The 22,858-nt window shown below is 71.9% G+C and carries 24 protein-coding genes; 10 read left to right on the top strand and 14 right to left on the bottom strand.

Annotated features, from left to right (window positions below):
• Positions 1 to 360 precede the first annotated feature (360 nt).
• The gene (locus tag ADL34_RS13675) at positions 361 to 975 is read right to left on the bottom strand and encodes a DNA-3-methyladenine glycosylase (RefSeq protein ID WP_062671387.1); all 615 of its coding nucleotides are present in this window, start codon (positions 973 to 975) and stop codon (positions 361 to 363) included.
• 221 nt (positions 976 to 1,196) lie between these two features.
• Between ADL34_RS13675 and ADL34_RS13670 the strand changes: the two genes are divergently transcribed.
• The 3 genes from ADL34_RS13670 to ADL34_RS13660 all read left to right on the top strand — a co-directional run bounded on the left by ADL34_RS13670 (position 1,197) and on the right by ADL34_RS13660 (position 3,214).
• Positions 1,197 to 1,979, top strand: coding sequence for a sporulation protein (locus tag ADL34_RS13670; protein WP_062671385.1), 783 nt, complete (start codon positions 1,197 to 1,199; stop codon positions 1,977 to 1,979).
• A 43-nt stretch (positions 1,980 to 2,022) separates the two neighbouring features.
• Positions 2,023 to 2,562: a YbhB/YbcL family Raf kinase inhibitor-like protein gene (locus ADL34_RS13665; RefSeq protein ID WP_062671383.1), complete on the top strand. Its 540-nt coding sequence runs from the start codon at positions 2,023 to 2,025 to the stop codon at positions 2,560 to 2,562.
• 145 nt (positions 2,563 to 2,707) lie between these two features.
• Complete coding sequence (locus ADL34_RS13660) at positions 2,708 to 3,214, top strand: HNH endonuclease (RefSeq protein WP_062671381.1); 507 nt, start codon at positions 2,708 to 2,710, stop codon at positions 3,212 to 3,214.
• 139 nt (positions 3,215 to 3,353) lie between these two features.
• On the opposite strand, the gene ADL34_RS13655 is transcribed toward ADL34_RS13660, so the two are convergent.
• The 3 genes from ADL34_RS13655 to ADL34_RS13645 form a co-directional block, all read right to left on the bottom strand.
• Positions 3,354 to 4,310, bottom strand: a complete 957-nt coding sequence (locus ADL34_RS13655) for an SPFH domain-containing protein (RefSeq protein WP_062671379.1) — start codon at positions 4,308 to 4,310, stop codon at positions 3,354 to 3,356.
• A gap of 141 nt (positions 4,311 to 4,451) precedes the next feature.
• Positions 4,452 to 4,883 (bottom strand): NfeD family protein, encoded by a 432-nt coding sequence (locus ADL34_RS13650; protein ID WP_079034339.1) that lies wholly within the window; start codon positions 4,881 to 4,883, stop codon positions 4,452 to 4,454.
• Between the two features lie 59 nt (positions 4,884 to 4,942).
• Positions 4,943 to 5,740, bottom strand: coding sequence for an ABC transporter ATP-binding protein (locus ADL34_RS13645; RefSeq protein ID WP_062671375.1), 798 nt, complete (start codon positions 5,738 to 5,740; stop codon positions 4,943 to 4,945).
• Between the two features lie 137 nt (positions 5,741 to 5,877).
• On the opposite strand from ADL34_RS13645, the gene ADL34_RS13640 reads away from it, so the two are divergent.
• On the top strand, positions 5,878 to 6,660 hold the full coding sequence (locus ADL34_RS13640; protein WP_079034338.1) for a hypothetical protein: 783 nt from the start codon (positions 5,878 to 5,880) through the stop codon (positions 6,658 to 6,660).
• A 139-nt stretch (positions 6,661 to 6,799) separates the two neighbouring features.
• Here ADL34_RS13640 and chpE read toward each other — a convergent pair whose 3' ends face one another.
• The 3 genes from chpE to ADL34_RS13625 form a co-directional block, all read right to left on the bottom strand.
• Positions 6,800 to 7,042, bottom strand: a complete 243-nt coding sequence (gene chpE, locus ADL34_RS13635; protein ID WP_062671371.1) for a chaplin ChpE — start codon at positions 7,040 to 7,042, stop codon at positions 6,800 to 6,802.
• 169 nt (positions 7,043 to 7,211) lie between these two features.
• Entirely contained in the window at positions 7,212 to 7,853 is a 642-nt protein-coding gene (locus ADL34_RS13630; RefSeq protein ID WP_062671369.1) for a response regulator, read from the bottom strand.
• Positions 7,846 to 8,991 carry a GAF domain-containing sensor histidine kinase gene (locus ADL34_RS13625; RefSeq protein ID WP_062671367.1) on the bottom strand — a complete coding sequence of 382 codons (1,146 nt, stop codon included), beginning with the start codon at positions 8,989 to 8,991 and terminating at the stop codon, positions 7,846 to 7,848. Before ADL34_RS13625 ends, ADL34_RS13630 begins: the two co-directional genes overlap by 8 nt.
• A 230-nt stretch (positions 8,992 to 9,221) precedes the next feature.
• On the opposite strand from ADL34_RS13625, the gene ADL34_RS13620 reads away from it, so the two are divergent.
• From ADL34_RS13620 to ADL34_RS13610, 3 genes are all read left to right on the top strand, one after another.
• Positions 9,222 to 9,920: an SDR family NAD(P)-dependent oxidoreductase gene (locus ADL34_RS13620; RefSeq protein WP_062671365.1), complete on the top strand. Its 699-nt coding sequence runs from the start codon at positions 9,222 to 9,224 to the stop codon at positions 9,918 to 9,920.
• Between the two features lie 5 nt (positions 9,921 to 9,925).
• Positions 9,926 to 11,038 carry an S-adenosylmethionine:tRNA ribosyltransferase-isomerase gene (locus tag ADL34_RS13615; RefSeq protein WP_062671363.1) on the top strand — a complete coding sequence of 371 codons (1,113 nt, stop codon included), beginning with the start codon at positions 9,926 to 9,928 and terminating at the stop codon, positions 11,036 to 11,038.
• 297 nt (positions 11,039 to 11,335) lie between these two features.
• The gene (locus ADL34_RS13610) at positions 11,336 to 12,106 is read left to right on the top strand and encodes a transglycosylase SLT domain-containing protein (protein ID WP_062671361.1); all 771 of its coding nucleotides are present in this window, start codon (positions 11,336 to 11,338) and stop codon (positions 12,104 to 12,106) included.
• Between the two features lie 102 nt (positions 12,107 to 12,208).
• On the opposite strand, the gene ADL34_RS13605 is transcribed toward ADL34_RS13610, so the two are convergent.
• Positions 12,209 to 14,734 carry an FHA domain-containing protein gene (locus ADL34_RS13605; RefSeq protein ID WP_062671359.1) on the bottom strand — a complete coding sequence of 842 codons (2,526 nt, stop codon included), beginning with the start codon at positions 14,732 to 14,734 and terminating at the stop codon, positions 12,209 to 12,211.
• Positions 14,735 to 14,973: 239 nt separating this feature from the next.
• Between ADL34_RS13605 and ADL34_RS13600 the strand changes: the two genes are divergently transcribed.
• Together ADL34_RS13600 and serB are read left to right on the top strand one after the other, a co-directional pair.
• Positions 14,974 to 16,974, top strand: a complete 2,001-nt coding sequence (locus ADL34_RS13600) for a streptophobe family protein (protein ID WP_062671357.1) — start codon at positions 14,974 to 14,976, stop codon at positions 16,972 to 16,974.
• A gap of 118 nt (positions 16,975 to 17,092) precedes the next feature.
• Positions 17,093 to 18,301 carry a phosphoserine phosphatase SerB gene (gene serB, locus ADL34_RS13595; protein WP_062671355.1) on the top strand — a complete coding sequence of 403 codons (1,209 nt, stop codon included), beginning with the start codon at positions 17,093 to 17,095 and terminating at the stop codon, positions 18,299 to 18,301.
• A gap of 103 nt (positions 18,302 to 18,404) precedes the next feature.
• Here the strand turns inward: serB and ADL34_RS13590 are convergent, their stop codons facing one another.
• The 4 genes from ADL34_RS13590 to ADL34_RS13580 form a co-directional block, all read right to left on the bottom strand.
• Entirely contained in the window at positions 18,405 to 18,923 is a 519-nt protein-coding gene (locus ADL34_RS13590; protein WP_062671353.1) for a SixA phosphatase family protein, read from the bottom strand.
• Between the two features lie 66 nt (positions 18,924 to 18,989).
• On the bottom strand, positions 18,990 to 19,196 hold the full coding sequence (locus ADL34_RS13585; RefSeq protein ID WP_062671351.1) for a hypothetical protein: 207 nt from the start codon (positions 19,194 to 19,196) through the stop codon (positions 18,990 to 18,992).
• Between the two features lie 194 nt (positions 19,197 to 19,390).
• Positions 19,391 to 19,507 carry an SGM_5486 family transporter-associated protein gene (locus ADL34_RS37020; RefSeq protein WP_086872398.1) on the bottom strand — a complete coding sequence of 39 codons (117 nt, stop codon included), beginning with the start codon at positions 19,505 to 19,507 and terminating at the stop codon, positions 19,391 to 19,393.
• Between the two features lie 48 nt (positions 19,508 to 19,555).
• Entirely contained in the window at positions 19,556 to 20,839 is a 1,284-nt protein-coding gene (locus ADL34_RS13580) for a CynX/NimT family MFS transporter (protein WP_107115704.1), read from the bottom strand.
• A 70-nt stretch (positions 20,840 to 20,909) separates the two neighbouring features.
• Between ADL34_RS13580 and ADL34_RS13575 the strand changes: the two genes are divergently transcribed.
• Positions 20,910 to 21,602 (top strand): FadR/GntR family transcriptional regulator, encoded by a 693-nt coding sequence (locus ADL34_RS13575; protein WP_062671347.1) that lies wholly within the window; start codon positions 20,910 to 20,912, stop codon positions 21,600 to 21,602.
• On the opposite strand, the gene ADL34_RS13570 is transcribed toward ADL34_RS13575, so the two are convergent.
• Together ADL34_RS13570 and fabI are read right to left on the bottom strand one after the other, a co-directional pair.
• The gene (locus ADL34_RS13570) at positions 21,580 to 21,924 is read right to left on the bottom strand and encodes a hypothetical protein (RefSeq protein ID WP_062671345.1); all 345 of its coding nucleotides are present in this window, start codon (positions 21,922 to 21,924) and stop codon (positions 21,580 to 21,582) included. The two genes, ADL34_RS13575 and ADL34_RS13570, sit on opposite strands and share 23 nt — an antisense overlap.
• 163 nt (positions 21,925 to 22,087) lie before the next feature.
• Complete coding sequence (gene fabI / locus ADL34_RS13565) at positions 22,088 to 22,855, bottom strand: enoyl-ACP reductase FabI (RefSeq protein ID WP_062671343.1); 768 nt, start codon at positions 22,853 to 22,855, stop codon at positions 22,088 to 22,090.
• Between the last annotated feature and the right edge of the window lie 3 nt (positions 22,856 to 22,858).

Genomic DNA, 22,858 nt, shown 5'->3' with positions numbered 1-22,858 from the left:
GAGTTCTCAAGGAACGGACGCTTCCTTCGTACTCACCCTCTCGGGCTTTCCTCCGGGCGCTTCCCTTCGGTCTTGCGTTTCCGACTCTATCAGATCTTTTTCTCGATCCGATTCCCTGCCGGCGGGACTGCCGAGGGCTTCTGGCTTTCGCCTGTCGGCCTTTCGACATTCACTACGTTAGCCGATTCCCCCGCCCGATTCATAATCGGGCTCCGCGGAATCGAATTCGGGCATACGGGGACGCCAGAATCGACCCCGTTTCAGGGGTTGTACTAGGTAGTGGGTTGGCCGCTACGGCTGCTGACTTCGCAGTACCCGCTTCAGCGGCTTGGGCCACGTTACGCGTCCCGCCAAGCCGCGTCAACTCGGGCTGGTGGGCGGCTTGGCCCTCGGGCTCAGCCGGTACGCGGAGACCGTCGGGTCGCCGGCCACGTAGAAGCGGTGCTGCCAGTCGTGGGCCTTGCTCACGCCGACCCGGGGGCCTACCCGGACGAGGTCGTCGGGCACCGTGTCTCCCCAGGACAGGGTGACCGTGGTGCCCGTCAGGAGGTCCGCGCCGTCGTGCGCCGCGGTGATGCCGAGCGCCTGGCAGAAGTTGCCGGGGCCCCGGGCGAGACGTGCGTCCTCCACCTTCGGGCCTCGCCGCTCGCGGGCCAGCTCCTCCCCCTCGATGACACGCCCGGCGCGGATGAGGACGGCCGAGGCGATGCCGTCGGTGCCCGTGACGACGTTCGCGCACCAGTGGAGACCGTGGGACCGGTACACGTACAGGTGTCCCGCCGGGCCGAACATGACGGCGTTGCGGGGTGTCCTGCCCCGGTAGGCGTGGGAGGCGGGGTCCGCCGCGCCGGAATACGCCTCGGTCTCCGTGATGGCGATGCTGACGGTGCCCTCCGCGCTCTTGTGGGTGAGGACGGCACCGAGCAGCCGCGGGGCGACTTCCTCGGCGGGGTGGGCCAGGTCTTCGACGTTCATACGGGCCGCCGGGCCCCGTGCGGGGCGGGCCGGTCGGTGCGGGAGCGCGGCGGGGGCGTACGGTCGGGGCTCACGATCATGCCGTCCGAGCGTAGTGGAGACGGCGTGGTCGCCACGGGGTGGTCAGGGAGCGCACGCCTTGTCAGGGTGGGATCGCGGAACCGGCCACGGCCGGATCGCGTTTGTAGGGATCAGGGATCCACTCTGAGTTGAGGAGAGTCATGGCGTTCAAGAAGCTGCTCGCGAGCCTGGGGGCCGGCGGTGCTTCGGTCGAGACGGTGCTGACCGAGGTCAACGTCGTCCCGGGCGGTGTCGTCCAGGGTGAGGTGCGGATTCAGGGCGGGTCCGTGAACCAGGACATCGAGGGTCTGGCCGTCGGCCTGCAGGCGCGGGTCGAGGTCGAGACGCAGGACTCGGAGCACAAGCAGGACATCGAGTTCGCGAAGGTGCGGCTGGGCGGGGCGTTCGAGCTGCAGGCCGGTGCGGTGCACGCGGTGCCGTTCGGGCTGGAGATCCCGTGGGAGACGCCGATCACGATGATCGACGGGCAGGCGCTGCGCGGCATGAACATCGGTGTGTCGACGGAGCTGGCGATCGCGCGGGCCGTGGACTCCAGCGACCTGGACCCGGTCAACGTGCACCCGCTGCCCGCGCAGAAGGCGATCCTGGACGCGTTCATCCAGCTTGGTTTCCGCTTCAAGAACGCGGACATGGAGCGCGGCCACATCCGCGGTACGCGGCAGAAGCTGCCCTTCTACCAGGAGATCGAGTTCTTCCCGCCGCAGCAGTACCGCGGTCTCCACCAGGTCGAGCTGAGCTTCGTCGCGGATTCGAACGCGATGGACGTCATCCTGGAGATGGACAAGAAGCCGGGGCTGTTCAGCGAGGGCAGCGACACCTTCCGGTCCTTCCAGGTGGGTCTGAACGACTTCCACGGGACCGACTGGGCGGCGTACCTCAACCAGTGGCTGTCCGAGGTCGGCAGCAAGCGCAACTGGTTCTAGGCTCGGAACTGCTGATTCCACTGTTTCGTCAGGAGGTATCGAAGTGTCCGAGCTCAAGCGGCGGCCGCTCCCCCACGACTTCCATCCGCCCGTGCCGTCCTTCACGGTCACGAGTGAGGACGTCCAGGACGGCGGGACCCTGAAGGACGCCCAGGTCCAGGCGGCGGGCAACACGTCGCCGCAGCTGCGCTGGGAGGGCTTCCCGGAGGGCACCAAGAGCTTCGCCGTGACCTGCTACGACCCGGACGCCCCCACGGGGAGCGGGTTCTGGCACTGGGTGCTCTTCGACATCCCGGCGTCGGTGACCGAGCTGCCGGCGGGTGCGGGCGGCGGCGCGTTCGACGGGCTGCCGGAAGGTGCCGTGCACACGCGGAACGACTACGGGTCGAAGGACTTCGGTGGGGCCGCGCCGCCGCCCGGGGACGGGCCGCACCGGTATGTGTTCACGGTGTACGCCGTGGACCAGGAGAAGCTCGGTCCGGACGCCAACGCCAGCCCGGCCGTCGTCGGGTTCAACCTGCGGTTCCACACGCTCGCGCGTGCGCACCTGATCGCCGAGTACGAGGTGCCCGCCCAATCCTGACGTTCATGGAACGTTTGCCCGCCCCCGGTCATGGAAGTGATCGGGGGCGGGCACTTTTTATTTCGTTGTCCATCTCGGCGTGCCCGGCCAGAGTTGATCCCAGCCCGCCAGGGGGTGGGCAGGTGTGCACGGGAGGTGGGCTGCAATGCGGGAGACGCTGGTACTGAACGCGAGCTTCGAGCCGCTGTCGACGGTGACGTTGAACCGAGCCGTCGTGCTGGTGCTCCAGGACAAGGCCGTCGTCGAGCAGGCCCACCCCGAACTGCGCATGCGCGGAGCCGCGGTGGACATACCGGCGCCGCGGGTGATCAGGCTCTGCCGGTACGTGAGGGTGCCGTTCCGAAGACGTGCGCCGTGGTCGAGGCGGGGTGTGCTGGTCAGGGACCGGCACCGGTGCGCGTACTGCGGCCGCAGGGCGACGACCGTGGACCACGTGGTGCCGCGGTCGCACGGGGGGCAGGACACGTGGCTGAACACGGTCGCCTCGTGTGCGGAGGACAATCACCGCAAGGCCGACCGGACGCCCGAGCAGGCGGGGATGCCGTTGCTCCGGGAGCCGTTCGAGCCCACTCCCGCTGATGCGATGTTGCTCTCGCTGGGGGGCGACGAGTTCGCGGCGCTGCCGGATTGGCTGGGGATGGACGCGGCGTAGCCGATCGCCGTCGGGGCCTTGATTGTTCGTCGGCCGCCGTTGGTCCGCGGCTGGTCACGCGGCTCCCCGTGCCCTGGGCGGCACAGGGGCCCGGCTTCCTGGAGAAGCCGGGCCCCTTTGTCGTACCGCGGAAACCGCCTCAGTCGATCGACGGCTTCTCCCGGCGTTCCGTCGCCTGGCCGGGGATGCCCGTCGATCCGCCGCCCCCCGAACCGCCGCCCAGGCCGCCGAAGTTGCCCATGGCGCCCGACAGGCCCTTGAGGGCGTCGCCGATCTCGCTGGGGACGATCCAGAGCTTGTTGGCGTCGCCTTCGGCGATCTTCGGGAGCATCTGGAGGTACTGGTAGGAGAGCAGCTTCTGGTCGGGGTCGCCGGCGTGGATGGCCTCGAAGACGGTGCGGACCGCCTGGGCCTCGCCCTCGGCGCGCAGGGCGGCCGCCTTGGCCTCACCCTCGGCGCGCAGGATCTGGGACTGCTTCTCACCTTCGGCGGTGAGGATGGCGGCCTGGCGCGTACCTTCGGCGGTGAGGATCGCGGCGCGCTTGTCACGGTCGGCGCGCATCTGCTTCTCCATCGAGTCCTGGATGGAGGTGGGCGGTTCGATGGCCTTCAGTTCGACGCGGTTGACACGGATGCCCCACTTGCCGGTGGCCTCGTCGAGGACGCCGCGCAGCGCCGCGTTGATCTCCTCGCGGGAGGTCAGGGTGCGCTCCAGGTCCATGCCGCCGATGATGTTGCGGAGCGTGGTGACGGTGAGCTGCTCGATGGCCTGGATGTAGCTGGCGACCTCGTAGGTGGCGGCCCGGGCGTCGGTCACCTGGTAGTAGATGACGGTGTCGATGTTCACGACCAGGTTGTCCTGGGTGATCACCGGCTGCGGCGGGAACGGCACGACCTGTTCGCGCAGGTCGATGCGGTTGCGGATGGTGTCGATGAACGGGACCACGATGTTGAGGCCCGCGTTCAGTGTCCGCGTGTAACGGCCGAAGCGCTCGACGATGGCCGCGCTCGCCTGCGGGATGACCTGGATCGTCTTGATCAGGGCGATGAAGACCAACACCACCAGAATGACCAGGACGATGATGACCGGTTCCATCGTCGTTTCCCCGTACCCCTTCTCCACTGCGGCAACTGCGCCAACTTCGGAAGATCTTAGGTTTGTTGAAGATCTTGGTGACGAGTCTGACAGACCGTCGCGTGACTCGTGAGGGCTTCGCGTCACTTGCGTCGTACGAGGTCACATGACGATGGCCGTGGCCCCCTCGATGTCCACGACGTCCACTTCCTGGCCCACTTCGTAGGTCCGGCCGGTGTCGAGCGCGCGGGCGGACCAGACCTCGCCTGCGAGCTTTATCCGCCCGCCGGAGGCGTCGACGCGCTCCAGTACGACTGCCTGCTTGCCTTTCAACGCGTCGATGCCGGTGGCGAGTTGGGGTCGCTGGGCGCGGTGTCTGTTGGCGATGGGCCGCACGACGGCGATGAGGGCGGTGGAGACGATGACGAAGGCCACGACCTGGGCGACGGCGTCACCGCCGAGGAAACCGGCCACCAGGGCGGCCGCGACGGCGCCCACCGCCAGCATGCCGAGTTCGGGCATCGCGGTGATGACGAGCCCGATGCCGAGCGCTGCCGCGCCGATCAACCACCAAACCCACGCGTCGATTTCCACATGGTCATGGTAGGCCCGGGGGCCCTGCCGCGGACAGGGCGCCGGTCGTGCGGACGGGATCAGGACAGCGGAAGGCCCTGGGCCGTCCAGCGGTCGCCGACCTGTTCGACGACGAGCGGGAGGCCGAAGCAGAGGGAGAGGTTTCGGGAGGTGAGTTCGAGCTCCATGGGGCCCGCGGCGAGGACCTTGCCCTGACGGATCATCAGGACGTGGGTGAAGCCCGGGGGGATCTCCTCGACGTGGTGGGTGACCATGAGCATCGACGGGGCGATCGGGTCGCGGGCGAGGCGGCCGAGGCGGCGGACGAGGTCCTCGCGGCCGCCGAGGTCCAGGCCGGCCGCGGGCTCGTCGAGGAGGAGCAGCTCGGGGTCGGCCATGAGGGCGCGGGCGATGAGGGTCCGCTTGCGCTCGCCCTCGGAGAGAGTGCCGAACTTCCGGTCGGTGAACTCGGTCATGCCGAGGCGGTCGAGGAAGGCGCGGGCCCGCTGCTCGTCGATCTCCTCGTAGTCCTCGTTCCAGGTGGCGGTGATGCCGTAGGCGGCCGTGAGGACGGTCTGGAGGACGGTCTGGCGCTTGGGGAGCTTGTCGGCCAGGGCGATACCCGCGACGCCGATGCGGGGACGCAGCTCGAAGACGTCGGTGCCCGGCCTGCCGAGGGTCTCGCCGAGGATCGTGGCGGTGCCCTTGGTCGGGTAGAGGTAGCTGGACGCGACGTTCAGGAGGGTGGTCTTGCCGGCGCCGTTCGGGCCGAGGATGACCCAGCGCTCGCCCTCCTTGACCGACCAGGAGACCTGATCCACGAGAGCCCGGCCCTCACGGACCACGGTTACGTCCTGAAGCTCCAGAACATCGCTCATGAGCGCGTTGTCTCCCCTTGCTGTGACCGGTCTCGGCGTCTCGGTGGTCGCGTGCGCCCGCAGGCGCAGCCCCTCAAGGAAATCTACGCCACCGGTCCGGCCCATCCTTCCATCGGTCCGGTCCTTAGGGTGGTGGCATGCTTTCGGAACCGCGCTCAGGACGCCTCGCCGCTTGGGGTAATGCCCTTTTGGCCGGACTTGTCTCACCAGATGACGCTGTGCTCCAGATCGTCGGGGACGACGCCGTGCACCGGGTGGAGGGGCTGCCCGGCGAGTCGGCGCCCGTCGGGCTGACGCTGGCCCTCGGGCGGCTGCGGCGGCTCGGGGTCTCCGGACTGCGGGTGGCGCTGCCCGCGCCGGGGCATCCGCTGGGGCTGAGCGGGCCGCCCGAGTTCAACGCGCGTGCCCTGGAGGCGGAGGAGGCGGTGGTCTGCCACGGGGCGGCCTTCGGGCTGGTGCCGGAGGTGTACGAGGCCGGGCCCGAGGGTGATGTCCATGTGGACGTCGTCTGGCATGTGCTGCCGGTGCGGGAGGCGCCGCCCGCCGATGTGCCGTCGCTGGGCGAGGCCGAGCGGGAGCTGGCGGAGGGCCTGCGGGACGCGACCGAGGTGCTGGCGAAGCTGGACGTGGCCGCGTCGGGACCGGTGGCCGAGGCGGCGATCGACGCGTACCGGGCCCGGTCCGAGCGGGGACAGGAGGTACTGGCGCCGGGGTATCCGCCGCGGGCGGTCCGGGTGCTGGAGCTGGCCCGGCGGGTGGGTCTGCTGATCTCGCTGGCGCAGGAGAACGGGCACGGGGGCGCCGTCAGCTCGGCCGAGATGCGGGCGCGGGCGGAGGCGCTGAGGCCCGTCGAGCGGGTGGCCCGGCGGGCGCAGGTGGCGGCGTACAACGCGGCCGTGGAGCAGCGCGAGGCCCGCTGAGGCCCGAGCAGGTGGGTACGGGCGAGGGTCCTCTCACGTCAGCGGTGTGAAGGACCCTGCCCGTGGAACAGCGCCTACCGATCGGCCTCCCGGGGAGGCGCCCGGGAGGCCTGAGGTCACTGCCTGGTTGGGCGAGGCGTCACTTGTTGACGGCCAGGTTGCCGAAGGCCGGGTTCAGGACGCCGATGACGTTCACGCTGTTGCCGGAGACGTTCGCCGGGATGTGGATCGGGGCCTGGATCAGGTTGCCCGAGACGATGCCCGGGGAGCCCACGGCCTTGCCGTCGGCGTGCGCGTCGGTGGCGGAGGCCATTCCGGTACCGGCGGCCAGCAGGCCACCCGCCACCATCGTCACGGCCGCTGCCTTCTTCAGGTTCTTCACTTTCAAGCCCTCCTAGCGATCGCCGCGGCAGTCGCCGCAGCACGCACTGGAGAACGCCGGAGGTCCGGGAAGGATGCGGCCATCCGGGGGACATTCCCACGACGGTATGAATCTCAGCCCGGACGGGAACCTTCCGGTTCGCCCTCCGTGACCCCTTGCGCAGAGCGTTTCAGCCGGTCACGCCATGGCGTACGGCCCACAGGGCGGCCTGCGTGCGGTCGGAGAGGTCCAGTTTCATGAGGATGTTGGAGACGTGCGTCTTGACGGTCTTCTCCGACAGCACCAGCGCCCGTGCTATCTCGCGGTTCGACCGGCCGTCCGCGATCAGGCCGAGGACCTCGCGCTCCCGTTCGGTCAGCGACCCCGCCCGGCCCTGTCCCCCGCCGTTCTCCTCCTGGGAGAGCAGGGCGCCGGCGACCTCCGGCTGGAGGAGGACGTGGCCGGCGTGGACCGAGCGGATGGCCCCGGCGAGCGCCTCCGGGTCGATGTCCTTGTAGACGTATCCGGCCGCGCCCGCGCGCAGCGCCGGGATCACCGTGCGCTGCTCGGTGAAGCTGGTGACGATCAGCACACGCGCGGGGTTGTCGAGCTCGCGCAGCCGGCGCAGGGCGTCGACGCCGTCCATGCCCGGCATCTTGACGTCCATGAGGACGACGTCCGGCCTCAGCTCCTCGGCGCGGTCCACGCCCTCGGCGCCGTCGGCGGCCTCCCCCACGACCTCGATGTCGTCCTGGATCTCCAGGAACGTGCGCAGTCCCCGGCGGACGACCTGGTGGTCGTCGACGAGCAGCACCCTGATTGCGTCAGCCACCGGGGACCTCCATCTCGATCGTGGTGCCCTTGCCGGGCGCCGACTCCACGGTCAGCGTGCCGCCGACCCCGCTCGCCCGGTCCCGCATGGAGACCAGGCCCAGATGGCGCCCGGCGCGGCGCACCGTCCTCGGGTCGAAGCCGCCGCCGTCGTCGGTGACGCGCAGCGCGGCTCCGGCGCCGCGCCGGTCGAGCGTCACGTCGACGTGCTCGGCGCCGGAGTGCCGCAGGGCGTTGTGCAGGGCCTCCTGGGCGACGCGCAGCAGGGCCTCCTCCTGGGCGGCGGGCAGGGCCTTCACCCCGCGGCCGGTGAAGGTCACGCGCGCGCTGTGGGCGCGGTCGAGGACCTGGATCTGGGTGCGCAGGGTGGCGACGAGGCCGTCCTCGTCGAGGGCCGCGGGGCGCAGCTCGACGACCGCTGCGCGCAGCTCGTCGGCGGCCTCGGCGGCGAGGGCGGCGACCTGGTGCAGTTCGCCCTTCGCGCGGGCCGGGTCGCGGTCGATCAGGGCGGTGGCGGCCTGGGCGGTCAGCCGCAGGGAGAACAGCTTCTGGCTGACGGCGTCGTGCAGCTCGTGGGCGAGCCGGGAGCGCTCCTCGGCGATGGTCAGCTCGCGGCTGCGCTCGTAGAGGCGGGCGTTGGTGAGGGCGATCGCCGCGTGCTGGGCGAGGATGGCGAGCAGTTCCTCGTCGTCGGCGGTGAAGCCGCAGCCGCCGTACTCCTTCGGGCAGTTCTTGTTGGCGAGGAAGAGCGCGCCGATGACCTCCTCGCCGTCGCGGATCGGCAGGCCGAGGAAGTCGGACATGTCGGGGTGGGCGGAGGGCCAGCCCTCGAAGCGGGGGTCCTTGCGGACGTCCGCGAGGCGCTCGACCTCGGCCTCCTGGAGCATGGCGGCGAGGATGCCGTGCTGCCGCGGCAGCGGGCCGATGGCCTTCCACTGCTCGTCGCTGACGCCGTCGACCACGAACTGGGCGAAGCCGCCGTGGTCGTCCGGGACGCCGAGCGCGGCGTACTGCGCGTCGAGCAGTTCGCGGGCCGAGGCGACGATCGTCTTCAGGACGTCGCGCACCTCCAGGTGCCTGCTCATGGCCAGCAGCGCGGAGCTCACGGCGGCGAGGCCGGACCGGGGGCCTTGTGTCATGTCCCTCACGGTACCGGCGGGGTGCGACACGCGGATCGGACCGGCGGCGGCGGTGGGCCGGGGCGGCGGACCTAGGACCCGGCGTAGGTCTTCGGTCCCCCGTGCCCGGGGCGTAGGGCGAACGGCCCCGCCGGTTGCGGCTCGCGTCCGAGGCGGCCGGGGCGGGCCGGTTCCTAGCGTGAGGGCACCGCCGGGTCCACGGCGGTCGCAGGGACGAGGGGACGGTTGCCATGGCGGTAGCGATCATCACAGGGGCGTCGAAGGGGCTGGGGCGGGCGCTCGCCGAGGGCCTGGCCGGGCGGGGCTGGGATCTGGTCCTGGACGCGCGGACGGCCGGGGCGCTGGAGCGGACGGCGGCCGCGCTTCGGCGGCACGGCACGCGCGTGACGGCGGTGCCGGGGGACGTGACGCTCGCGGAGCACCGGGCGGCGCTGGTCGGGGCGGCCCGGCGGCTGGGCGGCGTCGATCTGCTGGTGAGCAACGCCAGCGCGCTGGGGGCCGAGCCGCTGGTCCGGCTGGACGCGCTGCCGCTCGAGGGGCTGCGGCGGGCGCTGGAGGTGAACGTGGTCGCCGCGCTGGCGCTCGTCCAGGAGGCGCTGCCGCTGCTGCGGGCGTCCACGGCGGGCGCGGTGGTCACGGTCAGCTCGGACGCGGCCGTGGAGGCGTACGGGACCTGGGGCGGGTACGGGGCGTCGAAGGCGGCGCTGGACCAGCTGGCGGCGGTGCTCGGCGTCGAGGAGCCGGGGTTGCGGGTGTGGGCGGTGGACCCAGGGGACATGGCCACGGACCTGTACGCGGCGGCCGTACCGGACGACGGCGAGCCGCGCCCGGAGCCGGACGCGGTGGTGCCGGGGTTCCTGCGGTTGCTGGACGAGCGGCCGCCCGGCGGGCGGTACGCGGCGTCCGAGCTGGTGGGAGGCCGGCGGTGAGGCTCATGGTGCGGGTGCCGTCGGAGCTGTCGGCGCGGGTGCCGGCCGAGCAGCGGGGGCCGGGGCTGGACCGGGACTCCGTACGGCTGCTGGTGTCCCGGGGCACGGAGGTGGGCCATCACTCCTTCCGTGAGCTGCCGGGGCTGCTGCGGGCCGGGGACGTGCTGGTCGTCAACACGTCCGAGACGCTGCCGGCCGCGGTGGACGGCCGGATCGGGCCCAAGCGCGTGGTGGTGCACTTCTCCACGTGCGGGGACGACGGCCGCTGGGCGGTCGAGCTGCGCGATCCCGACGGGCGGGGCACCACGCACGCGCGTCCGGGCGGGCCCGCGGGTACGGAGGTGCGTCTGCCCGGCGGCCTGCGGCTGCTGCTGGAGGAGCCCCTGGACCGGGCGGGCGGGCGGCTGTGGTGGGCGCGGCCTGTGGCGGAGGGCGTTCCGCCGGGCGGCGAGGCGGCCGGGCCGGGGCGGGTGCTGGAGGTGATGCGGGCCCACGGGCGGCCCATCCGCTACGCCTATACGGAGCGGGACCAGCCGCTGTCCGTGTACCGGACCGTGTTCGCGCTGCCGTCGGCCGATGGCGCGGGCAGTGCGGAGATGCCGAGTGCGGCGCGGCCCTTCACGGCGGGGATGGTGACGGAGCTGGTGAGCCGGGGGGTGCAGTTCGCGCCGGTCGCGCTGCACACCGGGGTGGCGTCGGCGGAGGCGCACGAGCCGCCGTATCCGGAGCGGTTCCGGGTGCCGGAGGCCTCGGCGCGGCTGATCCGGGCGGCGCGGGCGGGGTCCGGCCGGGTGGTCGCGGTGGGGACGACGGCCGTGCGGGCCGTGGAGTCGGCGGTGGACGCGGACGGCGTCGTCCGCGCGCGTGAGGGGTGGACGGACCTCGTGGTGACCCCGGAGCGGGGGGTGCGGGTGGTGGACGGTCTGCTGACCGGGCTGCACGAGCCGGAGGCGTCGCATCTGCTGATGCTGGAGGCGGTCGCGGGACGGGCCGCGATCGAGTGCGGTTACGCGCAGGCGCTGCACGGGCGGTACCTGTGGCACGAGTTCGGGGACGTCCATCTCCTGCTGCCCCCGGAAGGGCCTCACGCAGAGCGTTGCGGCAGCAACTGCGCGTAAGACGGGGGCGGTCGCCGTGTGAGCCCGCACATAGGGTGCAGGTCACGTACGAAAGTCCGTAGTAGGTAGCGGTGTCCCTTTTGAGCGGCCCAGACAGTCCTGACTGTCCTATTTTGCCCCTCCTGGGTCTCCTATCGAGGATCGTACGTCACACCTTTGCCACGCGATTTTGCGGCCGCTAAGAATTGCTCTCGTCGCTCAGCGCCGTGGGTCAGCCCGCGGCGTTTGTGCAGGAAGCACCCGTGTCCCCGCCGGACAGCGAGCGACCTCCCGCAACTCAGAGAGGTCCCCACTGCCATGCTCAAGAACACCAAGAACCGCATCCTCAGTCGCCCGATCACCAAGCGCCACAAGATCGCCATGGCCGGAGTCACCACGCTCGGTGCCGCCGCCATCGCCGTCTCCGCCGCCGTCCCCGGCAACGCCGAGTCGACCACGGCCGAGGCCCCCACGGGCAAGGTGGCGTACAGCGACAAGCAGATCAAGGACGTCAAGGGCAGCGTCACCGACCAGCTCGCCTCGAAGTCGGTGAAGGCCCAGGAGATCGCCGCGAAGAAGGCCGCCGCGGACGCCGCCGCGAAGAAGAAGGCCGCCGCCGAGACCGCGGCCAAGAAGAAGGCGGCCGCCGAGGCCGCCGCCAAGAAGGCCGCCGCGGCGAAGAAGGCCGAGGCCGCCCGCAAGGCGAAGGAGGCCGCCAGCCGGTCCGCGAAGCGGGTCGAGGTCAAGCAGGTCGCCGCCAAGACCTACCCGAACAACCTCGACGGCTGGATCCGTGAGGCCCTGGACATCATGAAGAAGCACGACATCCCGGGCACCTACCACGGCCTGCACAAGAACATCATGCGCGAGTCCTCGGGCAACCCGAACGCCATCAACGACTGGGACATCAACGCCATCAACGGCGTCCCGTCGATCGGCCTGCTGCAGGTCATCAAGCCGACCTTCGACACCTACCACGTCCCGGGCACCGCCTGGAGCCAGTACGACCCGGTCGCGAACCTGACCGCCGCCGCCAACTACGCGGCGCACCGCTACGGTTCGATCGACAACGTCAACAGCGCGTACTGAGGCACTCGGCGGACCTCTCCGTCTCAGCGACACGCCGAAGCGCGGCACCCCGGCGGGGGTGCCGCGCTTCGCCTCGCGGGACCGGCCCCCGCCGCTCGCGGACTACTTCCGCATGACCTCCGGCTCGTGGCGCCGCAGGAAGCGGGCCACGAAGATGCCGCAGATCACGCCGAGGGCGATCAGGGCCAGCATGTCCATGGTCCAGGCGCCGACGGTGTGCTCCCACAGCGGATCACCGCTCTCGCCCTTGTCGGGCGGGCTGATCTTGTTGAAGTCCAGCGTGGCGCCGGCCGCGCCCACCGCCCAGCGCGACGGCATCAGGAACGAGATCTGGTTCGCGCCGATCGAGCCGTTGAGCGCGAAGAGGCAGCCGGTGAACACCACCTGGATGATCGCGAACATGACCAGCAGCGGCATGGTCTTCTCGGCGGTCTTCACCAGGGCCGAGATGATCAGGCCGAACATCATCGAGGTGAAGCCCAGCGCCATGATCGGCACCGACAGCTCCAGCAGCGTCAGGTTCCCCAGGACCAGCCCCTCCTCGGGGATCTCCCGGCTGGAGAAGCCGATGACGCCGACCATGAGGCCCTGGAGCACGGTGATGAAGCCGAGCACGAACACCTTGGACATCAGGTACGCGGACCGCGACAGGCCGGTCGCGCGCTCCCGCTCGTAGATGACCCGCTCCTTGATCAGCTCACGCACCGAGTTCGCGGCGCCGGCGAAGCAGGCGCCTACGGCGAGGATCAGCAGGACGGTCGTGGCCGTGCCGTTCGGGATGATCCGCCCGGTCTGCGGGTTGGCCGGGTTCGGCAGCAGTCCCTTGCCGGAGTCGATCAGCAGGCTCACCGCGCCGAGGACGCCCGGCAGGATCACCATGAGCGCGAGGAAGCCCTTGTCGGAGACGATCACCGACACATAGCGCCGCACCAGCGTGACGAACTGCGACATCCAGCCCTGCGGCTTCGGCGGCCTCATGGCCTGCATCGGCGGCATCTGTACGGACTGCGGGGCTATCGCGTCGATGTCCGCGGCGTACATCTGGTAGTGCTGCGAGCCCTTCCAGCGTCCCGCCCAGTCGTAGTCGCGGTAGTTCTCGAAGGCGGAGAAGACGTCGGCCCAGGTGTCGTAGCCGAAGAAGTTCAGCGCCTCCTCGGGCGGGCCGAAGTAGGCGACCGCGCCGCCCGGCGCCATCACCAGCAGCTTGTCGCACAGCGCCAGCTCGGCCACGGAGTGCGTGACGACGAGGACCGTACGTCCGTCGTCGGCCAGGCCGCGCAGCAGCTGCATCACATCGCGGTCCATGCCCGGGTCGAGGCCAGAGGTCGGCTCGTCGAGGAAGATCAGCGACGGCTTGGTCAGCAGCTCCAGGGCCACCGAGACGCGCTTGCGCTGGCCGCCGGAGAGGGAGGTGACCTTCTTCTCCTTGTGGATGTCCAGCTTCAGCTCGCGCAGCACCTCGTCGATCCGCGCCTCGCGCTCGGCGGTCGTGGTGTCGGCGGGGAAGCGCAGCTTGGCCGCGTACTTGAGGGCCTTCTTGACGGTCAGCTCCTTGTGCAGGATGTCGTCCTGCGGGACCAGACCGATGCGCTGGCGCAGCTCGGCGAACTGCTTGTAGAGGTTGCGGTTGTCGTAGAGGACGTCGCCCTGGTTGGCGGGCCGGTAGCCGGTGAGCGCCTTGAGCAGCGTCGACTTGCCGGAGCCGGACGGGCCGATGACCGCGATGAGGGACTTCTCGGGGACGCCGAAGGAGACGTCCTTGAGGATCTGCTTGCCGCCGTCGACCGTGACGGTCAGGTGGCGGGCCGAGAACGACACCTCACCGGTGTCGACGAACTCCTCGAGGCGGTCGCCGACGATACGGAACGTGGAGTGGCCGACGCCGACGATGTCGGTCGGTCCGAGCAGCTGCGAGCCGCCCTTGCCGATCGGCTGGCCGTTGACGTAGGTGCCGTTGTGGGCGCCGAGGTCGCGGATCTCCATGCGGCCGTCGGGTGTCGAGTGGAACTCGGCGTGATGCCGGGAGACCTGGAGGTCGGAGACGACCAGGTCGTTGTCCAGCGCACGGCCGATGCGCATCACACGGCCGATGGAGAACTGGTGGAACGTGGTGGGGCTGCGGTCGCCGTACACCGGCGGCGCCCCCGCGCCACCGCCGGCACCCTGCTGCTGCGGGATGTGCGCGTCCCGCTGCTCGGGCTGCTGCCACCCGGCCTGCCCGCCCTGTTGCTGCTGCGGCGCGGGCTGTGCGGGCGCCTGGCCCCAGCCGGGCTGCGCGCCCTGCGCGGCGTACGGCTGCTGCTGCGGCTGGGCCTGCTGGGGCGCGGCGGAGGCCGCCGCGCCGGACAGGGTCAGCTGCGGTCCGTCGGTCGCGTTGCCCAGGTGCACGGCCGAACCGGGGCCGATCTCCAGGTGGTGGATGCGGTGGCCCTGCACGAACGTGCCGTTGGTGCTGCCGTGGTCCTCGATGACCCAACTGCGGCCGCTCCAGCTGATCGTGGCGTGCCGCCAGGAGACCCTGGCGTCGTCGAGCACGATGTCTCCCTGGGGATCGCGTCCCAGGGTGTAGGGCCTGGACGGGTCGAGCGTCCAGGTCCTTCCATTCAATTCCAGTACGAGTTCCGGCACTCCATGCCCCACTGAGTAGTCCCCCGAGTTACCCCCGTCGCAGGGAGTCTAGGGATGTCGAACATCGTCGGGAACTATTTCAGGCTCCGCCCCCTGACCGAAAGTCGGACCTTGTGAGGAGCACGCGTATGCGGTTCCGCTGGTTCCGTTGACGGGGTGGAAATCAGTCCGGAGAGTGGTAATCCACGCGAGGGGGACATGCGCGGCGACCGTCCGCGCCGCGGATCGGGGGGTCTGCCATGAGCGCGTCCACGAACGTCGGGACCTCGGGGCCGGGAACCGGGCCACCGTGGGGCGACGTCCTGCTGTCCGCGGTCGTGTCCGTGAGCTGGGCGCTGATCGGGATGGCGGGCACCGCCGCCCTCGGGCTGCATCTGCTGGGCGCGGACGCGACGGCCTCGCTGGGCCCGATGTCCGCTGCGGTGGTGGCGCTCGGGGCGGGTGGTTCGGTCACCCCGTCCGGAGACGTGTCCGCCTTCGGGCTGAGCAGTGCGCAGGCGGCGACGGCCATCGACATCGCGCCACTGGGCGTCGGCCTGGTCGGCGCGCTGCTGCTGGCGTGGCTGTTCCTGCGGTCCCTGCGGACCGCGGGAGAGGTGGTCGCGCCGTCCGAACTCCTCGCGCGCGTGGGCACGGTGGCCGCCCTGTTCGTGGCGATGCTGGGCGTACTGTCCTGGGCGGGCCACGACGTCGTCACGATCGACGGCGGTGAGCTGGGCCTCGACGACGTGCCCGGGGGCGGCGGGAGCGTCGAGGTGCCGGGGCTCGGGGACATCGGGGGCTTGCTGCCCGACCGGATCGGCGACCTCGTCGGCGCGAAGGCCGCGGTCGGCTTCACGGTGGACACGGCACCGACCCTGCTCGGCGGTCTGGTCTGGTGTGCCGGTGTGCTGCTGATCGCCCTGCTGGCCTCGCGCCGGACGCCGCTGCCGCGCGGCTGGGAGGCCGTGCACCGCGTCGTACGGCCCGCCGTGTCCGCCCTGGTCACCGTGTTGCTGGTCGCGGTCGCGGCCGGGCTCGCGGCGGCCGCCTACGCGGCGGTCGGCGACGCCCACCCGAAGCGGATCGCGGGGGCCGCGCTGCTCGGCGCCCCGAACGGGGTGTGGCTCGGGGTGCCGCTCGGCCTGTTCGTCCCCTTCGACGGCCGGGCGACGGGCCCGCTGACCCGGCTGCTCCCCGACCCGCTGGACGACCTGCTGGCCGGCGGCGACGAGCGGTCCGTGACGCTGGGCCGGCTGGCCGAGCTGGACGGACGGGTGTGGCTGCTGGGGGTGGCGGCGGCGCTGATGATGCTGCTCGCCGGGGTGCTCACGGCGGTCCGGACCCCGGTGACGGGTCCCGGGGACGTACGGGATCCGGGGGCGGTGCGGTTCGCCGGGCGGTGCGCGCTGCGGCTGGGGACCGCTACGGCGCTCGCCCTGGCCCTGCTCGTCCGGCTCACCGCGTTGTCAGCGGACGCGTCCTTGTCGGTGCTGGGCTTCGACGCCTTCGGTGCGAGTGTGGAGCTGCGCGGCAGCCTGGCCATGGCGCTGCTGCTGGGAGCCGCCTGGGGTGCCGGTGCCGGTGCCGTGGGGGCGCTGGCGGCGTGCCTGGCGGGGACGGCGGGGGTGCGGACGGCACCCCTGGCGCGGGCGGGCTCGGACGGCGGGCCGGGGTCCGGGAGCGGCGCGGGACCATCGGGCCCGTACACGCCGGGTACGCCGTACCGGCCGCCGAATCCGGCGACCAATCCGTATCTGCGGGTGCCGGAGGCGCTGCGCGAGCCCGAGGACGCCCGGCCGCCCGGAGCACCCCGAGCGTCCGGAAGCGCGGAGCCTGACGGGGGCGCGCGGTTGTCCGACGCGGCGTGGTCGTCTGACGAGGCGTGGTCGTCCGACGAGGCGCGGGGGCCATGGGAGGCGCGAAGGCCCGGAGGGGTACGGGAGCCCCGGGAGGCGCAAGGGCCCGGAGGGGGACGGGCGCCCGGGACCTTTGGAAGCAGGGAGCCGGACGAGGGGGCGCGGGAGCCCGGAGAGACGCGGAGGCCCGGAGAGACGCAGGAGCCCGGCGGGGCGCAGGAGCCAGGCGAGGCGCAGCCTCCCGGCGAGCCCCCGCCGCCCCGGGTCGGGGACGTCTACGGCGCCCCCACGGTCGTACGGCCGATCGAGCCGCCGCGGCGGCGGGGGCGGGGCCCCTCCGGGAGAGACGACGGGCCGCCGCCTCCTCCCCCGCCGCCGGGCACGCCGAAGGGCAGGCGGTAGAGGCCGCCCGGGGGCGGGGCGCCGGGATCGCGTCCTCCGCGTGTCACGGAGAGTCCGGTGTCCGTCAGGCGGACCTCGGGGGCGCTCGGCACGGAGTGCCGGATACGGTGGAGGCACCATGAGCGCTTCGCAGACCCCAGACCTCCCCACCCTTCTCGTCAAGATCTTCGGGAAGGACAGGCCGGGCATCACGGCCGGACTCTTCGACACGCTGGCGGCCTACGCGGTCGACGTGGTCGACATCGAGCAGGTCGTCACCCGTGGCCGGATCACCCTGTGCGCGCTCGTGACCGAGCCGCCGGCCGGGCTCGAGGGGGATCTGCGGGCGACCGTCCACAGCTGGGCGGAGTCGATGAAGATGCAGGCGGAGATCATCTCCGGCCTGGGCGACAACCGTCCGCGCGGCGTCGGACGCTCCCTGGTGACCGTGCTCGGGCACCCGCTCACCGCGGAGGCGACGGCCGCGATCGCCTCCCGGATCACCGGGTCCGGCGCCAACATCGACCGCATCTTCCGGCTCGCCAAGTACCCGGTGACGGCGGTGGAGTTCGCCGTCTCCGGGGCCGCTACGGAACCGCTGCGCACCGCTCTCGCGCCGGACGCGGCGGCCCTCGGCGTGGACATCGCCGTCGTCGCGGCGGGCCTGCACCGCCGTGCCCAGCGCCTGGTGGTCATGGACGTCGACTCGACGCTCATCCAGGACGAGGTCATCGAGCTGTTCGCGGCGCACGCCGGCTGCGAGGACGAGGTCGCCGAGGTCACGGCGGCCGCGATGCGCGGGGAGCTGGACTTCGAGCAGTCGCTGCACGCGCGCGTGGCGCTGCTGAAGGGGCTGGACGCCTCGGTGGTGGACAAGGTGCGCAGCGAGGTGCGGCTGACGCCGGGCGCGCGCACGCTGATCCGGACCCTGAAGCGGCTCGGCTACCAAGTGGGCGTGGTGTCGGGTGGGTTCACGCAGGTCACCGACGACCTGAAGGAGCGCCTCGGGCTGGACTTCGCCCAGGCGAACACGCTGGAGATCGTCGACGGCCGGCTCACGGGCCGCGTCACGGGCGAGATCGTGGACCGCGCGGGCAAGGCCCGGCTGCTGCGCCGCTTCGCGGCCGAGGCCGGTGTCCCCCTGGCACAGACGGTGGCGATCGGTGACGGCGCCAACGACCTGGACATGCTGAACGCGGCCGGGCTCGGTGTCGCCTTCAACGCCAAGCCGGTGGTCCGCGAGGCCGCGCACACGGCGGTGAACGTGCCCTTCCTGGACACCGTCCTGTATCTGCTGGGCGTCACCCGCGAAGAGGTCGAGGCGGCGGACATCGTCGACGGGGAGTGACGCCCCGCGCCCGTGTCCGTGACGCGGGCCGGGCAGCTGGAGGGGGCCGGACGTACGAGGGCCCGGCGCCGTGACGGCGCCGGGCCCTTCGCGTGCGCGTCGGTCACTCGGAGGGCGCCCAGTAGTCGACCAGGGTGGCGACGCCCGGCTCCAGGGCCTTCCAGGTGCCGGTGAAGGTGAGGACCGCGTAGGCGGCGGCCGGGAAGCCGCGGCGGTTCATCCGGTCGCGGGCGTCGCCCTCGGCGGAGCCCGCGAGGACCTCGGTGAGGCCCTGGACGCCGGGGTTGTGGCCGATCAGCAGGAGGTTCTGCGCGTCGTCGGGGGTCTCGTTGAGCACGGCGATCAGCTCGCCGGGCGAGGCCTCGTAGATCCGCTCCTCGTAGACCGTTTTCGGCCGGTGCTCGAACTCGTGGACGGCGAGTTTCCAGGTCTCACGGGTGCGGACCGCGGTGGAGCACAGGGCCAGGTCGAACGGGATGGCGGTGTCCGCCAGCCTGCGCCCGGCCTCGGCCGCGTCCAGGCGGCCCCGCTCGGCGAGGGGACGCTCGTGGTCCGTCACCTGGGGCCAGTCGGCTTTCGCATGCCGGAAGATCACAATCCTGCGGGGTTCTGCGACGCTCATGAGATCCAGCTTCGCATGAAACAGGCCACGGGGCGCAGGGAGTTGACCGGGCGCCTCGGGTGGTGCTCAGCGGGTGACCAGCTGCTGGACGCGCTCGAGGAGCAGGCTGATGCCGGGCTCGGCCTGGGCGGCCTGCGCCTCGGACGGGTTCAGGATGAGCAGCAGGAGCGTCACGAAGGCGAGCGTCGGCAGGGCCAGGGCCCACCAGGGCAGCCGGGTGTCGGCACGGCCCGTGGCCGCCGGTCGGGGCGGGGTGTGCGTAGGGGCCGACATGCTGCCTCCGTGGGTCCTCGGTCCTCCGTGGCCGCCTTCGGGCGGGCACATCTCGAAGGTACGGAGCGCGGGGCCGCCAACCCATCCGGTGATCCACCCAGTTGACCCTGACACTCACCCCCTAGGGGACAGGGGGGCTACCCCCACCCCCGGAGGTGCCGAGGGGGCGGGTGGGGTTCGGCGGGGCGGCCGGGTCAGGGGGAGGCGATCGTCGCGATGATTCCGATGATCACGAAGATGGCGAGGAACGCGCCGAGGACCAGCAGCAGCTTCTTCTGGCCGTTCTGGGGGTTCGGGTCGAGCACGGGCATACGGCCAGTCTCGCACCCTCTGCTCCCCCGCCCCCGGCGGGGGTGCGCTCAGCGCGTCGCCTCGGCCTCCACCGTACGGTCGCGTCCGGCGAGGACGCCCACGGCCATCTGCGGGATCATGAGGCCCGCCATCAGGGCGATGGGCAGGCCCCAGCCGCCGCTGTGCTGGTAGAGGACGCCCACGAGGAGCGGCCCGGGGATGGAGATCAGATAGCCGGTGCTCTGGGCGAAGCCGGAGAGCTGGGCCACGCCCGCGCTGGTCCTGGCGCGCATGCCGACCATGGTCAGGGCCAGCGGGAACGAGCAGTTCGAGATGCCGAGCAGCAGGGCCCAGAGCCAGGAGCCGCCGGCGGGCGCGAGGTACAGGCCGGCGTAGCCGGCGAGGCCGCAGGCACCCAGCGCGAGCACGATGGGGCCCTGGTGGGGCAGGCGGGTGGCCAGGCGCGGGATGACGAAGGCGAGGGGCACGCCCATGACCATGGTGACGGCGAGCAGCAGCCCGGCCGTGCCGGCGTGCACGCCGGAGTCCCGGAAGATCTGCGCCATCCAGCCCATGGTGATGTAGGCGCCGGTGGCCTGGAGGCCGAAGTAGACGGCGAGGGCCCAGGCGGTGCGGCTGCGGGTGACGCGCAGCCGGGGGGCGTCCACGCGCGCGTGCGGGTCCTCGGCGGGCGCGGTGCCCCGGTCCCGTACGAAGGGCAGCCAGGGCAGGACGGCAGCCGCGCCGAGGGCTCCCCAGACGGCGAGGCCGATCTGCCAACTGCCGCCGAGCGCCTCGGTCATGGGGACGGTGACGGCGGCGGCGGAGGCGGTGCCGAGGGCGAGGGCCATGGAGTACAGGCCGGTCATGGAGCCGACCCGGTCGGGGAACCAGCGCTTGACGATGACGGGCATCAGGACGTTGCTGACGGCGATGCCCATGAGGGTGAGGGCGCTGGCGGCCAGGAAGCCGGCGGTGCCGCCGGCGTAGGGCCGGATGAGCAGGCCGGCGGTGATGGCGACCATGCCGGCGCAGACCACGGCGCCGGGGCCGAAGCGGCGGGCCAGGCGGGGGGCGGTGACGCCGAAGACGGCGAAGCAGAGCGGGGGCACGGAGGTCAGCAGCCCGGCGACGCTGCCGCTCATGCCGAGCGCGTCACGGACCTCTTCGAGGAGTGCGCCGAGGCTGGTGATGGCGGGGCGCAGGTTGAGCGCGGTGAGGACGATGCCGGCGATGAGCAGACGGGTCGTCCACGCGCGCGGGGCAGGCTTCGCCGGGGTGGGGGTCTCGGGGGTGCGTATCCGTGTGGACGTCGTCGCCCGATTCTCCTCGCGTGCCATGGGAGCCATCATAGAATCATGGGATGATTGGTTGTCCACCCTGGGGCTCACCGGTCCCGCCCCTGTCGTGCGAAGGTGTGTCATGCCCCTGAGCCACCCCCGCCGCTCGGCCCTGTCCGAGCAGGTCATCCAGGCCCTGCGCAACCAGATCACCTCGGGCGAATGGCCGGTCGGCTCCCGCATCCCGACCGAGCCGGAACTCGTCGAGCAGCTGGGGGTCGCCCGCAACACCGTCCGTGAGGCGGTCCGGGCGCTCGCGCACAACGGGCTGCTGGACATCCGCCAGGGCTCCGGCACCTATGTGGCGGCGACCAGCGAGCTGGCCGGAGTGATGCACCGCCGCTTCGCCGGCGCCGACCCCCGGCACATCGCGGAGCTGCGCTCCACGCTGGAGTCGTCCGCGGCGAAGCTGGCCGCCGAGCGGCGTACCGAGAAGGACCTCAAGCAGCTGGACGCGCTGCTGGTGCGGCGCGAGAAGGCGTGGGAGTCGGGCGACGCGGAGGCCTTCGTGACGGCCGACGCCACCTTCCACCTCGCGGTCGTGGCGGCCTCCCACAACGACGTCATGAGCGCGATGTACGCGGACCTCGGCGAGGTGCTGCGGGACTGGCTGCGCGACGACATCGGACCGCGGCTGACCCCGGAGACGCACATGGACCACGCCCGGCTCGTGGACGCGATCCGCACGGGCGACGCCGAGGCAGCCGCGGCCGAGGCGGCGAGCTATCCGTTCCTGTGCCGGCCGGGGCGCCTCAGCGGTCCCGGCGGTGACTGATCCAGGCCGAGTCCACCTCTTTCCAGCAGCGGCCGGCCAGACGGACGGTCTGCGCGGGCTCGGCCCGTACCGGACGGCCGTCGGCGTCGAGGTCCCACCAGCGGGCGCACTCCACGTGCAGACTCACGCGGTCCGTCCTCGGATAGGGGTTGTGGCACGACGCGGTCACCTCGGAACCGGTGACCCGTATGCGGCACTCGGCACCGAACGGCTCCGTGCCGGCCGGCACACGTGTGTGGGCGTGGGCCGCCGACCCGTACGACAGGGGAAGCACGAGAGCGACGGCGACGGTCGTTGAGGCCAAGCGGCGGGACAAGCGCACAAGGGGACCTCCTCGGCCGTTGCGGGTGAGGGGTTCGCGTGGTGAACGCGTACTCCAGGGTGCCCGCCGGCCGGTCTCCCCCGCCCGGCCGGGTGGGCCGAACGGGTGACGCCCCGCCCCCCGCGCGCGGCGGGGGAACGGGGCGTCGGGGACTGCCGGAGGATCAGGCGCCGATGGCGTGCAGGCCGCCGTCCACGTGGATGATCTCGCCCGTGGTCTTCGGGAACCAGTCGCTCAGCAGGGCGACGATGCCGCGGCCGGCCGGCTCCGGGTCCTTCAGGTCCCACTCCAGCGGGGAGCGGGTGTCCCACACGGAGGCCAGCTCGCCGAAGCCCGGGATGGACTTGGCGGCCATGGAGCCGATCGGGCCCGCGGAGATCAGGTTGCAGCGGATGTTCTGCTTGCCCAGGTCACGGGCCATGTAGCGGCTGGTGGCCTCCAGGGCGGCCTTGGCGGGGCCCATCCAGTCGTACTGCGGCCAGGCGTACTGCGCGTCGAATGTCAGGCCGACGACCGAGCCGCCGTTCTGCATCAGCGGCATGCAGGCCATCGTCAGCGACTTCAGCGAGTACGCGGAGACGTGCATGGCGGTGGCGACCGACTCGAACGGCGTGTTCAGGAAGTTGCCGCCGAGGGCGTCCTGCGGGGCGAAGCCGATGGAGTGCACGACGCCGTCGAGGCCGCCGAGCTCCTCGCCGACGAGGTCGGCCAGGCGGCCCAGGTGCTCGTCGTTGGTGACGTCGAGCTCGATGACCTTGGTGGGCTTGGGGAGCTTCCTGGCGATGCGCTCGGTCAGCGTGGGCCGCGGGAACGCGGTGAGGATGATCTCGGCGCCCTGCTCCTGGGCCAGCTTGGCGGCGTGGAAGGCGATGGAGGACTCCATCAGCACACCGGTGATCAGGACGCGCTTGCCCTCGAGAATTCCGCTCATGGT

It is taken from the genome of Streptomyces sp. NRRL WC-3605 (genome assembly GCF_001509795.1).
Classification (GTDB): Bacteria; Actinomycetota; Actinomycetes; order Streptomycetales; family Streptomycetaceae; genus Streptomyces; species Streptomyces viridochromogenes.
Note: the sequence above shows the minus strand (reverse complement) of the source record. Positions and strands in the feature narration are given on the sequence as shown.

Excerpts from the sequence above, each read along its gene's own strand:
- ADL34_RS13620 (WP_062671365.1), top strand. The coding sequence starts at position 9,222 with ATGGCGGTAGCGATCATCACAGGGGCGTCGAAGGGGCTGGGGCGGGCG.
- ADL34_RS13615 (WP_062671363.1), top strand. The coding sequence starts at position 9,926 with ATGGTGCGGGTGCCGTCGGAGCTGTCGGCGCGGGTGCCGGCCGAGCAG.
- ADL34_RS13670 (WP_062671385.1), top strand. The coding sequence starts at position 1,197 with ATGGCGTTCAAGAAGCTGCTCGCGAGCCTGGGGGCCGGCGGTGCTTCG.
- fabI (WP_062671343.1), bottom strand. The coding sequence starts at position 22,855 with ATGAGCGGAATTCTCGAGGGCAAGCGCGTCCTGATCACCGGTGTGCTG.
- serB (WP_062671355.1), top strand. The coding sequence starts at position 17,093 with ATGAGCGCTTCGCAGACCCCAGACCTCCCCACCCTTCTCGTCAAGATC.
- ADL34_RS13655 (WP_062671379.1), bottom strand. The coding sequence starts at position 4,310 with ATGGAACCGGTCATCATCGTCCTGGTCATTCTGGTGGTGTTGGTCTTC.
- ADL34_RS13590 (WP_062671353.1), bottom strand. The coding sequence starts at position 18,923 with ATGAGCGTCGCAGAACCCCGCAGGATTGTGATCTTCCGGCATGCGAAA.
- ADL34_RS13675 (WP_062671387.1), bottom strand. The coding sequence starts at position 975 with ATGAACGTCGAAGACCTGGCCCACCCCGCCGAGGAAGTCGCCCCGCGG.
- ADL34_RS13610 (WP_062671361.1), top strand. The coding sequence starts at position 11,336 with ATGCTCAAGAACACCAAGAACCGCATCCTCAGTCGCCCGATCACCAAG.
- ADL34_RS13640 (WP_079034338.1), top strand. The coding sequence starts at position 5,878 with ATGCTTTCGGAACCGCGCTCAGGACGCCTCGCCGCTTGGGGTAATGCC.
- ADL34_RS13660 (WP_062671381.1), top strand. The coding sequence starts at position 2,708 with ATGCGGGAGACGCTGGTACTGAACGCGAGCTTCGAGCCGCTGTCGACG.
- ADL34_RS13575 (WP_062671347.1), top strand. The coding sequence starts at position 20,910 with ATGCCCCTGAGCCACCCCCGCCGCTCGGCCCTGTCCGAGCAGGTCATC.
- ADL34_RS13625 (WP_062671367.1), bottom strand. The coding sequence starts at position 8,991 with ATGACACAAGGCCCCCGGTCCGGCCTCGCCGCCGTGAGCTCCGCGCTG.
- ADL34_RS13580 (WP_107115704.1), bottom strand. The coding sequence starts at position 20,839 with ATGATGGCTCCCATGGCACGCGAGGAGAATCGGGCGACGACGTCCACA.
- ADL34_RS13585 (WP_062671351.1), bottom strand. The coding sequence starts at position 19,196 with ATGTCGGCCCCTACGCACACCCCGCCCCGACCGGCGGCCACGGGCCGT.
- ADL34_RS37020 (WP_086872398.1), bottom strand. The coding sequence starts at position 19,507 with ATGCCCGTGCTCGACCCGAACCCCCAGAACGGCCAGAAGAAGCTGCTG.
- ADL34_RS13645 (WP_062671375.1), bottom strand. The coding sequence starts at position 5,740 with ATGAGCGATGTTCTGGAGCTTCAGGACGTAACCGTGGTCCGTGAGGGC.
- ADL34_RS13600 (WP_062671357.1), top strand. The coding sequence starts at position 14,974 with ATGAGCGCGTCCACGAACGTCGGGACCTCGGGGCCGGGAACCGGGCCA.